Origin of the sequence: Rhizobium sp. BK112 (assembly GCF_014193215.1) — a bacterium.
Lineage (GTDB): Bacteria > Pseudomonadota > Alphaproteobacteria > Rhizobiales > Rhizobiaceae > Rhizobium > Rhizobium anhuiense.
Map to the genome: position 1 here is coordinate 12211 of NZ_JACHYZ010000001.1, position 12640 is coordinate 24850.

Below are 12640 nucleotides of genomic sequence, written 5' to 3' on the forward strand. Positions count from 1 at the left end.
AAGCGGCCGGTGGCCAGGCTAATCTCCGTTTTTCAGCGAAAAGGCAAAGACGTAGTCGCCGGCGTCCTTCGAATATGGTGCGCCGCCGACCGATATCAGGACATATTGCTTGCCTGTTTTCGGCGAGACGTAGGTCATGGGCGTCGCGCTCGAGCCGACCGGCAGGGGATATTTCCAAAGCTCGGTACCGTTCTCGGCATCATAGGCGCGGATATAGTAGTCCTGGAAGCCGGCGAAGAAAACGACACCGCCGGCGGTCACTGAAGTGCCGGCATAGCTCGGCAAGCCCATCGGCATAGGCAAACGGGTTTTGATCTTGAACGGCCCGAGTTCTTCGGCGGTCCCCGCCGGAACCTGCCAGGCGATCTTGCGGGTACTCAGATCCACCGCCGTGACGGTGCCGAAGGGCGGCTGCGTGCAGGGAACGCGGAGCCTCGAGGTCCACATTTCGGTGGCCATGCCATAGGGCGTACCGCGCTGCGGGGCGGAGGGGCCGTGCGCGGTCGTGGTGAGGGCAAAATCGACATACTCCGCGCGCGGGATGAGCGCGAAGAGGCTCGGTACGCGGATATCGTTCATGAAGACTCGGTTGTTGGGCAGATCGACCGATACGCTTCCCCAATTGAGGCCACCCAGATTTCCCGGCTGCTGGATCGCATATTGGGTGCCGATCGGGGTGAAATCGCCGTCGTAGCGCATCTTTCGGAAGGCGATGCGGCATGCCAGCTGATCGAACATGGTCAGGCCCCAAGCTGTCTGCTCGGTCACGCGTTCCGCGCCAATGGTCGGCATGCCGACGGAATAGGGCTGCGTCGGAGACAGTTTCTCTTCCGGTGCGCCGCCTTGCTGCGGCACCGGCTTCTCCTGGACTTCGGCAAGGGGCACGCCGGTCTGACGGTTGAGCAGGAAAAGCTGCCCACGTTTGGTGGTCTGCAGGAGAGCGGGCACGGTGGCGCCATTGCCGTCAGGCAGATCGATCAGGACCGGTTGGGCCGGCAGGTCATAGTCCCAGATGTCGTGATGCACAGTCTGAAACTTCCATTTCTCCCGCCCGGTCGTCACATCGAGCGCCACCAATGTCGCGTTGTATTGGTCGGCGAAGGCCGGACGATTGACGCCGTAATAATCCGGGGTGGTATTGCCGAGCGGCGCATAGATGAGACCGAGCTTGTCGTCGAAGGCGGCCGTCGTCCACATATTGGGTGTGGCCCGCGTATAGGTCTGGCCCTCCGGTGGGAGTTTGGTGATCTCAGGGTTGCCGAGATCCCATGCCCATTCGAGCTCGCCGGTGACCACGTTGAATGCGCGGATGACGCCCGAGGGTTCGCCGACCTCCTGATTGTCGGTGACCCAGCCCCCGACGACGATCAGATTGCGGGCAATCAGCGGCGCCGATGTCTGGAAGTAATAGCCTGTCTTGACTTCGCCCATGCCCTGGGAGAGCTGCACGGTGCCATTGTCTCCGAAGCCCCTGCAGGGGGCGCCGGTCTTGCTGTCGATCTCCAGCAGACGGGCATCAATCGTTGTCTGCACCAGGCGCTCGTTGCAAAGACCGTCGGCGGATTGCGCGTCCTGCGGCATCTTATAGTAACCGAGACCACGGCAGCGCTGCCAGTAAGGCGCCGTCGCCTTGGGATCGAAGATCCAGCGCGGCTTGCCGGTATCGGCATCGAGCGCTGCGATCACATCCGTCGGCGTGCAGGTGTAGACCGTGTCGCCGATCTGCAGAGGCGTGTTCTGATCGGCGCCATCGCTCTTTCCGGTGCGGTATGTCCAGGCAAGATCGAGTTTGGAGACATTGCCGCGGTTGATCTGATCGAAGGGCGAGTAACGATCTCCCGCCGTGGTGCGGCCATAGGAGGTCCAATCGGAGGGAGAATTGTCGCCCTTGGTCGCCTTGTAGGCGGTGATGTCGGCGGAAGGGCGGATGACGCCATGCGGCGTGAAAGCAAGGCTAAAACCGGCAACGAACAGGATCGCCGTGACCAGGGCGCCGCCATGGTAGAGCTTCCGGTTGGCGGTCGGCGAGAGCGATGGCGCAAAGAGAAGCGCAAAACCCGCCAGCGCGATCGGAGACATCAAGCGCGCAAAAAGTGCCCAAAAATTGAGACCCGATTCCCATAGCGCCCAGGGAAAACTGAAGATGGCGACAAGCAGGACGATGAGGCCGCCGGACGTCTTGCGGCGCCAGAGCAGAAACGCGGCAACCAGATAGGCAAGCCCGACGATCGCATAATAGGGCGAGCCGCCGAGGCTGAGCAGCAAGGCGCCGCCTCCTATCAGCCCCAATCCGATCAGGGCGAGAACAATACAGAACAGGGTGGCTAGAAATTTCATAGTCTCCTCATCCAATCTGCTGCCCGATCGCCTGGATCCCAACTCCGACCGTCGCATGGCGCCCCGGGAAGCGCGGGGCCATTGGATTGGCGGTCGGATACGTATCTTCGGGAGAGCGGTGCTCTCTCGTTCAATTTTTACTTGATGTAGCTGTGGTCACTGACACGCCGCCCCGATCCGGCAATGATGCCGCCGCCGCTCCTGCGGCAACGGCTTGCCATTCCAAATCGAGTCAATACTTCTGAAAGGGGCACAGATGTTTCTCGGCGAAAAGCTTGATCTAGCGAACGGGCGACCGACAGGATTCGATTATATGCGATTACTGTTAGCCTTTTCAGTGCTTTGGATACATACGGCCCGCGTCACGTACGGCGATGACCTCTTTCTTTGGGAGTCACCCTTCCGTCCTGTCATCAAGTCAGTGCTGCCCATGTTCTTTGTCCTGAGCGGGTTCCTCGTGGCTGGCAGTCTTGAACGATCGAAGACATTGATCTCCTTTCTCGGGAATCGGTTTATCCGGATCTACCCTGCTCTTGCGGTAGAGGTGTTGCTGGCTGCCTTTATACTCGGAGCGATCTATACGGAGTATGACCTGCGTGACTATTTCACCGATCCTCAGTTCTTTACTTATCTGCTGAATGTCACCGGGCACATTCACTTCAATCTTCCCGGCGTATTCCTGGACAATCCTGATGCTGCGATGGTGAACGGGCAACTCTGGACGGTGCCCTTCGAGCTTGAGTGCTATGCTGCGATCGCCGCCCTATTTCTGCTCGGCGTGGTCAGGCGGCGCGTGATCGCCCTGATCGCAACGCCGGCCTTGATCATAGCCTTTGGGATCGCAAGATATTGGAAGCATGAAAGCGACTGGGCCACCATGCCCACGACCGCATCGGGCAATCTGCTTATTTGTGCATTTCTGGTGGGGGTGACCTTCTATCTCTACAAGGACAGGGTTCGCTGGGATATCCGGATTTTCCTCGCCTCAGTGGCAGTCATCCTCTGGGCCTACTGGTTCACCTCTTTCGGAGACTTCATTGCCATCCCGGCAATCGGATATGTCACGGTTTTCCTCGGTCTGACCTCGCCCCGAAAGCTTGGTGTTCTGCGCGGGGCCGACTATTCCTATGGCGTCTTCCTCTACGGCTACCCGATCCAGCAGGCCTTCGTCGCGCTCGGGCCTTGGGCGCATAACTGGTGGCTGAACGGCATCGTCTGCAGCATTATTGCCACCTGCTTTGCCGCTTTCTCGTGGAGATTCATCGAAAAGCCGGCGTTGAAATTGAGGAAACAAGTAACCTGGCTTGAAAATCTCAGGCTTCAGCGCGGCACGAAACGACAACTGGCCGGGGCGGTCTCGAAATAGAGTTCTGGATGCCGGCTTGGAGGCGGGCAATTCCGGAACAGGCTCAATCCAGAAAACAACTCAATAGGGCTCGCCATCACCGCGAGCCCTGTTTCTTTGATGCTGGCTGAGCGCCACAGACGAAAATCCGGGCCGTTTGCAAGGGCCTGGTTTGCAGCAGGCTTGCTGCACGATCACTGCCATATCGACGTACCTACACCGATAAGCGCGGCCCGGATTTGGCGCGCATATCCGCTCATGCGTAAGCCTATGTTCAGACTGATCTTTTCGGTTGGACAAGGTAACGTCGTGGCTAGATCTATGACTGTATTAATCCTCCAAATGCCCAACTTTTCCAGCTGTCGTATCCGATGGTTTCTTGGTTTTTTGGGGAGTGATCGGCCCTTCTGGATGAATAGTTGAATATTCTCCAGCGTTGTTCAATCGATCTGTTGGGCGGCTATTAGCAATATTTTAACGGTAATAGATAAAATACTTTGATCGAACTTCGTTTCGACTTTGGGTTTTGTCATGTCATTGAGGGGCTGACGGTGGCTTGAAGAAGGTGAAGAGAGGAGCAGAATAATGCTGAAGAGCACGCTCATCGTGATTGCCGTCTCCTTCGCCGCCGGAGCGACCATTCGCGCCTGGGCCTTCGCATTCTTTGCATTTCTGCTGGTCGCGGCTTTGAGCGTTGTGATCCTGCTGAAAGGTTCTTCCTTGACGGAGGCAATCGCTTCCGGCCTCCAAGTGCTTGTATTGATGGAGATATGCTATCTGGCGGGTCTCTTCGCTTTCTCGTTGGGGGGGCATATTCAGAAGCGCCGGAAAAAGACCTCCATCGCTGACCGCTCCCATGCGACCGGCAAGCGTCCTCATGGATGGTGACATGACCGATGCGGCAGGAAGCTCGGCTGTGCTATGGACGCAAACCCGCTGAGCACTTTTGCTGGAATTGCTTAGGAGTCCACCCTGGGCAGTAATGCGTGCCGGGAAAGCAGGGCCGAGAGTGTTTTTGCGATGATCACGAAATCCAGCGCGAGCGTCCATTTGGACAAATACTCGACGTCGAGGGAAACTCTGTTCTGATGGCTGGCGTCGTTGCGTCCGTTGATCTGCCAGTGGCCGATCAAGCCGGGACGGACGGCCATATAGGCAGAGGCATGTTCGCCGTAACGCGGCAGCTCTTCCTTGGTAATGGCGTGGGGCCCGACGAGGCTCATTTGACCCAGCAACACGTTGATCAATTGCGGGAGCTTGTCGAGGCTCGATCGTCTGACGATAGCGCCGACGACAGTGACATGTGCCTTGGCCGTTGCGTCGGCGCGTGTCGTGCGAAACTTGAGGCAGCCAAACTCTTTTCCCTTATAACCGATCCGCGGATGGGAATTGAAAATGGGTCCCCAATCACTTAGCGTTATGATGGCTGCTACGGACAGAAGAAACGGTGACAAAAGGAATAAGAGACCTGTCGCAATGATGATGTCGAATGCGCGTTTCAGAAGTCTGCTGATCGTATGGGATTGTGACGAATTGAATGGACGCCTTTCCTGCCGCGCCCTGGCGAAATCCCGCCAAGGTTCGGTTGGGTTGCGCCCATGATTTTTTCCCGCCATCCGCGTCTCCGTTAGGCGAATCCCAGAAATCACAGTCAAAAGCTTGTTTGAGTGCAAGTTTGGTGTCTGTGACCGAAGTCATAACCGTGGATAAATTCTTTATCATGTGAAGAATTTCTTGTGAATAGTTGAAGAAGTATTTTTTTAGAAAAATATACATCTGTGATGTTGGAAATATTTATTCCAGGTAAAAATATTATTATTATATTGTTGGCCTATTCTAACGGCGCACAATTGTTTCGAATTGTATAAAAATTATCCAACAGCTTCAGAAGTGTGCTTTTAACAGAATTAAATATGGATTTTATGATATATAAATGTGAGGATTCGTCAGAATTATGTATAGTTTTAGAATGTAAATTTTATATTATTATTATTTGACTTTCTAACTTAACGCATTACGAATGTCGGTGACGACAATAAATCAATTAGTCTGCTTGGAGTTGCGCGTATGGACGGTGCGATTAGCATCAAAGACAGCAGGATTGAAGGAGGCGCGGCGCGAATAAGCGAAACGGTTACTTGCGGTCCTGTAGGTATTGTTTACGGCGGCCGGCCGGATTTGGATCACGAGTTTCCGTTTTGCCGCTCGAGTGTTCGAAAATTTCGTCGCGGTGAGGTTATTGCCGGCGCCGGTGTCGTCATCGACATGTTTGCCCGCGTGCAGCGCGGAATGGTGAGTGCAAGCACCCCGCTTGCCGATGGACGCGAGTTCATCGTGGAAATCATTCCGAAAGGCGGCTTGATCGGCGAATTGGAGGTGTTGCGCAAACAGTCTCTCAGCCTGGAATATCGGGCCACGGCGGACTGCGAACTGCATTACTTCGACGGCCGTTTGCTGCGGGACTGGTGTGCGAATGATCCGCAATTTCAGGTGAAGATCCTGTCGAAGGCACTGGCGCGTGTTTCAGAACTCGAACTGCGGATTATTTCCAACGCCGGGTCGAGTTTAAGGCAGAGGCTGGCCCGGACGCTGCTGCGTCTTTGTGCCTTGTACAACGTCGATACGCAGAATAGCGGCAACGAGCTCATTATCTCCCAACACCACCTGGCCGCGACGCTGCCGGCGTCGCGTGAGAAGGTCAACCAATGTCTGCGCCGTTTGCGCGAGAGCAAGGTGGTTGACGGGACACAGGGCAAAATCCGCATTCTCAATCGGAAGGCGCTTGAGGCTTATGCCGAGGGGGCAGTGTCTCTCGCTTGAGGCACCGCCGCGATAAACAAAAAACGGAGCAGCAGAAAGCCTCGACAGAACCCGCCACCGGCGGGTTCTGTGTTTGATGCGGTGGGCGTTGATAAATCGGAGCAAGCAGGGCCGAAAGATCAGCTTGGCGGTTTGCCTTCATGCACATCGTCGCAAACCGCTGCGGATTTTGCGTGGCCTGCTTTAGAGCATTTCCGTTTTTCTCCGAATCATGGAAATGCTCTATCTCTTTGTTTTCACGCAATTCCGGACGGAAAACCGCTACGCACTTTTGCTGGAATTGCTCTAGACTTCGCTCTCGCAAGCATGTCTCCAGTATTGCCAGCCTTCACCCTGGATCAGCCCGTGATCGGACAGGTCCTTCCAGCTTCTGTAGGTGCCCGTATCCTCACAGACGAAGTCATCCATGTCCTTGCTCGAAGAGTATACGGTATATTCTTCCGTATGTTGGGACAGGTGCGCCGCATCGGCAACCTTGTGCACGAAGGTCGACAGGAACTTGAAATGCAGAAGAGCGCCGGATACGCCGAGCGCTCCGCGCATGTCGCCCAGATTTAGGGAGAGCGGCCAGACCTGGTGCGATGATTTCAGAAACAGACGTTCACCCTTGATATAGACGAGTGGTATCTTATTGAGCGCGGGGCCGTCCCAGAGCCGGTCGTGGAAATAGACGCGCCCGCGGACGCCGCCCTTGATCCATATCGTCCCGTTGCGTTTGTCGAAATGTGCGACATAGCCGGATCGGTCGAAGAGATTGCAGACCTCGAGCGGGTTGCGACCGGGTTCGCATATGTTTTCGAGAACGGGATGCGGGCTGTACATGTCGATCATGACCGAGCGGAGCGAGTGGCCGCCCATGGATTCGATATAGGTGGTCAATTGATCGATCGGTCGTGTGTCGCAATGCGGATAGACCAGAAACTCGTCCGCATCGACATAGAGGACCCATTTCTCCCGGCAGTGGCGGTTGATTACTTCGTTGATCCAGTCGTTTCCGAATCTCGCCGCCTTGTAGGAGCCATGAGCCGAAAGAAGGGACACATCGTCGAAGCTGGACAGCAACTCGGCCGTACCGTCGGACGAGCCGTTGTCGATGCAGATGAAGTGCTCGAAGCCGAGATCGCGATAATACTGCAGGAAGAATGCCAGCCGATGTCCCTCGTCGCGGATGACGCAGATGACGACATGACGCGCCTGCTTGAGCCCGTCGCGCAGCAGGTCGTAGCGAACCTGCCGAGCCTTGAGCGTCCGGCGCAGGCGAGCTTTTAGGTAATGCGAGATACTGGCGGCGGAAGCCCTATAACTCATATTCTGTCCTGAACACTATCCATTCTGGGTGAATGGATGAATACTTGCGCATCCGCCTGCAATCCACGGCTCGACCGGCAATCCCGACATCCGTCACGCGGACAATCCTCAGGTCTGACCAACAACACATCATCATACGGCGTAGTCGCCGCCGACCAGCAGGCTCTGGACGCGCGGATGGGGTCCGTTTTTCTCGATTGCGTGTTCGATGCGCGCTCGTATCGATCGGTATTTATACAGCATCTTACGGTCGAAGCTTATTCCGCGATACAGCGCGTTGTAAATCGGATGTGCTTTGCGCAGGTCGACGTAGACTTGGCTTTCCTTGTCGGTCCATGGAAAGAAGGTGCCATGCCACGGCTTCGGATGCGCCATGTAATGGACGATCGACAGGGAGGACATGTTTACCAGATGAAGGAACTGTTTGGGGAAGTTCCAGCGGTTCGATACGAGTATAAGCGATGAACCGCAGACATAATTCAATGCGCCTTGATCATGTTTGCCCTCGCAGGCCTCGGGGTTTTTAGCAAAAAGCTCAAGCGCCTCCTGCCCGATCCAACCGTTGCGGTGGAATTTCAGCACCCCTGCGTTGAAATAGTAGTTGCTCTTTCCAGTGTCGAGGAAGTCATGGATCGCGGTGTAATCGCGCGCCGCGAAAAACCTGCCCTCGGGCACAGTGGCATTTTCGAGCCGACTGAGATCGCTGACGATCTGGGTATCTCCATCGAGATAGATGATCTGGGTATAGTTGGCAGGCAGGATCTCGCAAAGGACCAGCTTGGCCATGGTGCTGACGCTGATGCGTCCCTGGAAATGCGAACTGTCGAGCTTGCCGAGCGAATCCCGCAGCGCGTCGGTCGCATCGATCAAGTCGACCCGGCTGGTTGCCAGCAGGGCTTTCAGCTCGTCGAAATTATCGAGATGTTCCGACATGAGGACGCAGACATCTGTCGCGGGGCTTGCAAATTTGCGAGCCTGAAGTGCGGAGAGAATGGTCGGAAATGAATACTCGACATCCGTGACGTAGACGACGCACTGATTGTTCATGTCATCACCCTTCCGATTGTGCGCAATACGAATGAATCGGCATTGACTTGCCCGTCGAGGGAACGGTTGAGAATTGAGCCGACGGGTCTGTCATATGAAGGCCCTGTTCGGTATATATAGCCGGTGCTCAGCGCCGCAGAGCTGAACGGGTGTCTGGCCGCCGGCGGTTTTTATGTGTTTCATTGTTGAGATATTCGCCATGAAGAGTGCCTTGCCTGTAAAAAGGCTGTGTTTCGACATCGTGTTTCGCGGTACGACGGTCGGTACCGGGACCCTTGTCGGAAAGCAGAGGGAAGGGGAATTGTCATGTTGATCACCGCAGTCGTGGCAGCGGTGATATCGATAGCTGCCGGAGCTTCCATCCGTGCCTGGGCTTTCGCAATTTTCGCCTTCCTCGTGGCAATCGGCTTCGGCAGCGTGGTTTTCAGCGACGGCTCCTCCATGATCGCGGCCATCCTCTCTGCCATTGCCATCCTCGCACTCATGGAAGTTGGCTACTTGGCAGGCGTGTTCGTTTCGGGGTTTGTGCGGCGTAGTGCCAGGCAGCGGCAAAACAATTCCGTCGCAGATAACGTCGCGCCCACCAGAGAGCGCCAGCAGAGCTGATTTTGACATAGAATCCGCAGAATAGCCTTCTGGGGACGGTTTTGCGCGATCGCGTTCGGCCGACGAATTGCTATTACCGGCAATGTTTGAAAGATGCGGCGCGGCCGGCCGATTCCGAACCGGCGCGGGCATGCCGATGGCTCGACGAGACCATCTCGCGCCATGGCGAAACTGCAAGGCGGGCGTCATCGCGTTGAAAACATCGGCGCTCTCATCTGAGATGTCGATGTCTCCAGTGGGGTCCGGTTGGCAAGCGATCGGGTCGCCTGTCGTGGCGAGATATTGGTTGTCGCCAGGCAACCGGCCGCCAGGCCCGCCGTGGTGCTGAACAGCAAGCCGAGATCGGTACCGCTTCCTGATATCGATGCCGAGGCGACCTGAGCTATCGATGCCATAATTGCGGCGTTTCCGATCGCGTGCGTTTTCCGATCGCCTGATATGTGGCGGCCGGACGCCCTCACAAGGCTGTACAGGAAGGTGGCGAAGAGCAGAGTGCCGGTCAAACCGACATTAGAGAGCAGGGCTGCGATAAAACTCGAAGCTCGAACCGTGCCGAGCCCGGCGCCGAAGGTAGCGGTGTCGACGAATGCGATCAATGCCAGCGTATTCCAGGCGGTCCGCTCTTCGCCGGATTGCGATTGGAGCTTGTCCGATAGGGTGGTGTTCACAAGGCCGGCGATGGAATCCCACGCGTCGGGGACAAGGCTGAGTGCGACGATGGCGCAGGGGATCAAGAACAGCGTGATCACCAGGAGTGTGACATGCGGCGTCGTAGCCGGGCCCCCGATCAGCCGTTTCAGGCAGAACAGCACGAACATGCAGACGACGAAGATGCCCGCGATATAGGCGGTCGTCGACGTGCAGAGGACGATCGTCGGGCCGATGAAAAGCGTTGCAAGTCCCGCCATTCGGCTTTGAACACGCTCCAGCCAGAGCATGAGCGTGAAGGAAAAATAGGCCAGTGCGACCGCGCCATACATGCTTGCTTCGGGAAAGGGGCCGACAATGCGCTTGAAGCCGCTGATCGTCTCGGCCGTATGCATCGTATAATTTGCGTTCCTGATGACATCGAGCAGGTAGGACTGGCCGGTCAGGAAGGTTCCGATATCAATCAACGCCAGGGCAAAACAGACGATTGACGCCACGATCAACTGCTGTGCGATGAAACGGGCATATCCAAGTCTTGCAAGCCCTGAAACGACGGCAAAGCAGGCGAGGTCGCCGAGCAGATAGACAGACTGGCTGAGATTGGACGAACCCGGCGCCAGCGGCGCGGCTACCGTCGACATCATGCCCGATGCGTCTCGTGCCGAGGAATAGACGAGGGTTGCGCCGGCAAAAATGCGGGGCAAGAAGAAAGACGATGCCACGGAAAACAGGATGTAGGTGGCAAACCAGAAGCCGGGGCCCGGATAGGCGAGGCTGGTCAGTATGGCCTGCGTTTGAGCCGGGCGCAGCAGGGCGGCCGCAACGAGAAAGAGCACCAGAAGATGGCTCGGCTGGATGCTGCTGCTGCCGAGCGCCGGCAATTGGAGCGCCGCTGCGGCGCCCAAGAGCGTCGACAGGCAGAGGGTCGCTATAGAAAAACGCGCGCCGTTGACCATGGTGAGCAGGCCAAGCAGCAGAATGAGGAAGCCGATCGGTTCTATCGACATGCTTCAGATCCCGATCCGGAGGACGAACGGCCAAGGCATCGGGTTTGCCGAAAACCGGTATCCGGCTTTCGGCGCGATGCTTGAGGCGAAAGCCGCCTGTTGTCATCGATGATCACAGCCGCCCCCTAATTCGCTCCCGTCTGGGATATCCAGCCGGGAGCCGCCTGATTGTCTCCGGCGACATTAGACAGCGGGACTGCCGAGCTTTGCTGCTGCGGCGCGGACTGCAGTTGCAGTGGAGGCGGTGGCGTCTGAAGGTCGGTGTCGGTGTCGATGCCGATTTCGACGACATCATGTGGCCGCAAGGTGGTCGTCTCGTCCGCCTCGATGTTGCGATAAGTCCCATCGTCGTTGCGACGCACGATCCGGTAGTTTTTCTGTGCTCTGCCAAGACCCGGCATGTCGGTGTTCATCTGCGCGAGTTGAGCGCTGTATCCGGCCTGTTCGCCGAGGAGTTGGGCCACCTGGATGTCGATTGCCGCCCTGCCGATCGCGAGATTGACCTGATTCAGCAGTTCCTGGTTTTCGCTGTTCTGCCTGTTGGCGATGTTGATCTTCGAGCGATCGGCTTCGCTGAGCCCCTGGCGAGCCGTGGTCAGGGCGACCTCGAGATCGATCAGCGTACCTTGTGCATCCGCCGCCCAGCGGTCGACCGAGACCTGACGGGAATTGCTGACCAGGCCCTTGCTCACCAGACTGTTGACATTATCCAGTTCCTTCTGCGCAAGATCGATCTGCCGCTTCTGCGAATTGATCTTGGCTTCGAGCGACTCGACCTGCTGGCCGTAGAGACGCGCGAGGTCGCTCGCCGCGTCGATCTGGCTCTGGATATCGACGCGGCGCAGCCGCATCAGGTTCAATTCCTGCGCCTTCAGCTTGTCCACATCGGGCGTTCCGACGAGCTCGGCAGGGATCTCGAAACTCTGTTCGCCGGCAATTTCGGCACGCAGCCGCGCCTGGCGCATCAGAAGATCGCGCCTGTTGAGAATGGCCGTTCGATAGGCGCCTGCAGCCTGGATCCGGTCGCGCTCGAAGACGGTATTTTCCTCGCGATCCCGAAGGAAGCCGCCGGCAATGCTGACGGCCTTCATGACCGTCATATCTGCCTCAAAAGCATAGCGCCCGGGGGTCTGCACGGTTCCGGTTACGAAGATCGGCGCATGCTGGGCGATCTCCAGGGCGATGAACGGTTTTCCCGGCAGTTCGGCCTTTTCGGACAGTGCGCCGGCGATCGCATCGGCGACCTGCTGCGTTGTTTTCCCGATCGCCTGCACCTGGCCGGCGATCGGGATCGACAGATTGCCGGCATCGTCGACGGCATAGGTCCCGTCGAGCGCCTCCCAGCTGGCATATCGGGAATCCGACGATCGCCATTCAACGACACGCAGTCTCACCTGGTCTTCCGGCACAAGAGTGTAGTTTTCCGCATGGGCGACGCTCCAGCCGGTCATGCAGGAGAATACCAGCAATGCAAGGGCGACGGAGACGAGGCGATCGGACAAGGATGTGTGCTGCATTGTCT

At 57.0% G+C, this 12640-nt stretch carries 10 protein-coding genes; 4 read left to right on the forward strand and 6 right to left on the reverse strand.

The window, feature by feature from the left end:
- Positions 1–18: 18 nt before the first annotated feature.
- Positions 19–2337, reverse strand: a complete 2319-nt coding sequence (locus FHT75_RS00060; RefSeq protein ID WP_183844606.1) for a membrane-bound PQQ-dependent dehydrogenase, glucose/quinate/shikimate family — start codon at positions 2335–2337, stop codon at positions 19–21.
- Positions 2338–2593: 256 nt separating this feature from the next.
- Here FHT75_RS00060 and FHT75_RS00065 point away from each other — a divergent pair, with 256 nt between their 5' ends.
- Both FHT75_RS00065 and FHT75_RS00070 read left to right on the forward strand, forming a co-directional pair.
- Positions 2594–3703: an acyltransferase family protein gene (locus FHT75_RS00065; protein WP_025570058.1), complete on the forward strand. Its 1110-nt coding sequence runs from the start codon at positions 2594–2596 to the stop codon at positions 3701–3703.
- Between the two features lie 564 nt (positions 3704–4267).
- Entirely contained in the window at positions 4268–4570 is a 303-nt protein-coding gene (locus FHT75_RS00070) for a hypothetical protein (protein WP_028756340.1), read from the forward strand.
- Between the two features lie 71 nt (positions 4571–4641).
- On the opposite strand, the gene FHT75_RS00075 is transcribed toward FHT75_RS00070, so the two are convergent.
- The gene (locus FHT75_RS00075; protein WP_028756341.1) at positions 4642–5298 is read right to left on the reverse strand and encodes a sugar transferase; all 657 of its coding nucleotides are present in this window, start codon (positions 5296–5298) and stop codon (positions 4642–4644) included.
- Positions 5299–5749: 451 nt separating this feature from the next.
- Between FHT75_RS00075 and FHT75_RS00080 the strand changes: the two genes are divergently transcribed.
- The gene (locus tag FHT75_RS00080; RefSeq protein WP_028756167.1) at positions 5750–6502 is read left to right on the forward strand and encodes a Crp/Fnr family transcriptional regulator; all 753 of its coding nucleotides are present in this window, start codon (positions 5750–5752) and stop codon (positions 6500–6502) included.
- A 285-nt stretch (positions 6503–6787) separates the two neighbouring features.
- Here FHT75_RS00080 and FHT75_RS00085 read toward each other — a convergent pair whose 3' ends face one another.
- Entirely contained in the window at positions 6788–7810 is a 1023-nt protein-coding gene (locus tag FHT75_RS00085) for a glycosyltransferase family 2 protein (protein WP_025570051.1), read from the reverse strand.
- A 132-nt stretch (positions 7811–7942) separates the two neighbouring features.
- Entirely contained in the window at positions 7943–8857 is a 915-nt protein-coding gene (locus tag FHT75_RS00090) for a glycosyltransferase family 8 protein (protein ID WP_028756168.1), read from the reverse strand.
- 306 nt (positions 8858–9163) lie between these two features.
- Here FHT75_RS00090 and FHT75_RS00095 point away from each other — a divergent pair, with 306 nt between their 5' ends.
- The gene (locus tag FHT75_RS00095; protein WP_028756169.1) at positions 9164–9463 is read left to right on the forward strand and encodes a hypothetical protein; all 300 of its coding nucleotides are present in this window, start codon (positions 9164–9166) and stop codon (positions 9461–9463) included.
- Positions 9464–9648: 185 nt separating this feature from the next.
- On the opposite strand, the gene FHT75_RS00100 is transcribed toward FHT75_RS00095, so the two are convergent.
- Both FHT75_RS00100 and FHT75_RS00105 read right to left on the reverse strand, forming a co-directional pair.
- Positions 9649–11118: a hypothetical protein gene (locus FHT75_RS00100; protein ID WP_028756170.1), complete on the reverse strand. Its 1470-nt coding sequence runs from the start codon at positions 11116–11118 to the stop codon at positions 9649–9651.
- Positions 11119–11243: 125 nt separating this feature from the next.
- Positions 11244–12635 (reverse strand): polysaccharide biosynthesis/export family protein, encoded by a 1392-nt coding sequence (locus FHT75_RS00105; RefSeq protein ID WP_028756171.1) that lies wholly within the window; start codon positions 12633–12635, stop codon positions 11244–11246.
- Positions 12636–12640 lie beyond the last annotated feature (5 nt).

Bases quoted from the DNA above. Each gene is read 5' to 3' on its own strand.
- FHT75_RS00060 (WP_183844606.1), bottom strand. From the start codon at position 2,337: ATGAAATTTCTAGCCACCCTGTTCTGTATTGTTCTCGCCCTGATCGGA.
- FHT75_RS00105 (WP_028756171.1), bottom strand. From the start codon at position 12,635: ATGCAGCACACATCCTTGTCCGATCGCCTCGTCTCCGTCGCCCTTGCA.
- FHT75_RS00085 (WP_025570051.1), bottom strand. From the start codon at position 7,810: ATGAGTTATAGGGCTTCCGCCGCCAGTATCTCGCATTACCTAAAAGCT.
- FHT75_RS00095 (WP_028756169.1), top strand. From the start codon at position 9,164: ATGTTGATCACCGCAGTCGTGGCAGCGGTGATATCGATAGCTGCCGGA.
- FHT75_RS00065 (WP_025570058.1), top strand. From the start codon at position 2,594: ATGTTTCTCGGCGAAAAGCTTGATCTAGCGAACGGGCGACCGACAGGA.
- FHT75_RS00090 (WP_028756168.1), bottom strand. From the start codon at position 8,857: ATGAACAATCAGTGCGTCGTCTACGTCACGGATGTCGAGTATTCATTT.
- FHT75_RS00080 (WP_028756167.1), top strand. From the start codon at position 5,750: ATGGACGGTGCGATTAGCATCAAAGACAGCAGGATTGAAGGAGGCGCG.
- FHT75_RS00100 (WP_028756170.1), bottom strand. From the start codon at position 11,118: ATGTCGATAGAACCGATCGGCTTCCTCATTCTGCTGCTTGGCCTGCTC.
- FHT75_RS00070 (WP_028756340.1), top strand. From the start codon at position 4,268: ATGCTGAAGAGCACGCTCATCGTGATTGCCGTCTCCTTCGCCGCCGGA.
- FHT75_RS00075 (WP_028756341.1), bottom strand. From the start codon at position 5,298: ATGGCGGGAAAAAATCATGGGCGCAACCCAACCGAACCTTGGCGGGAT.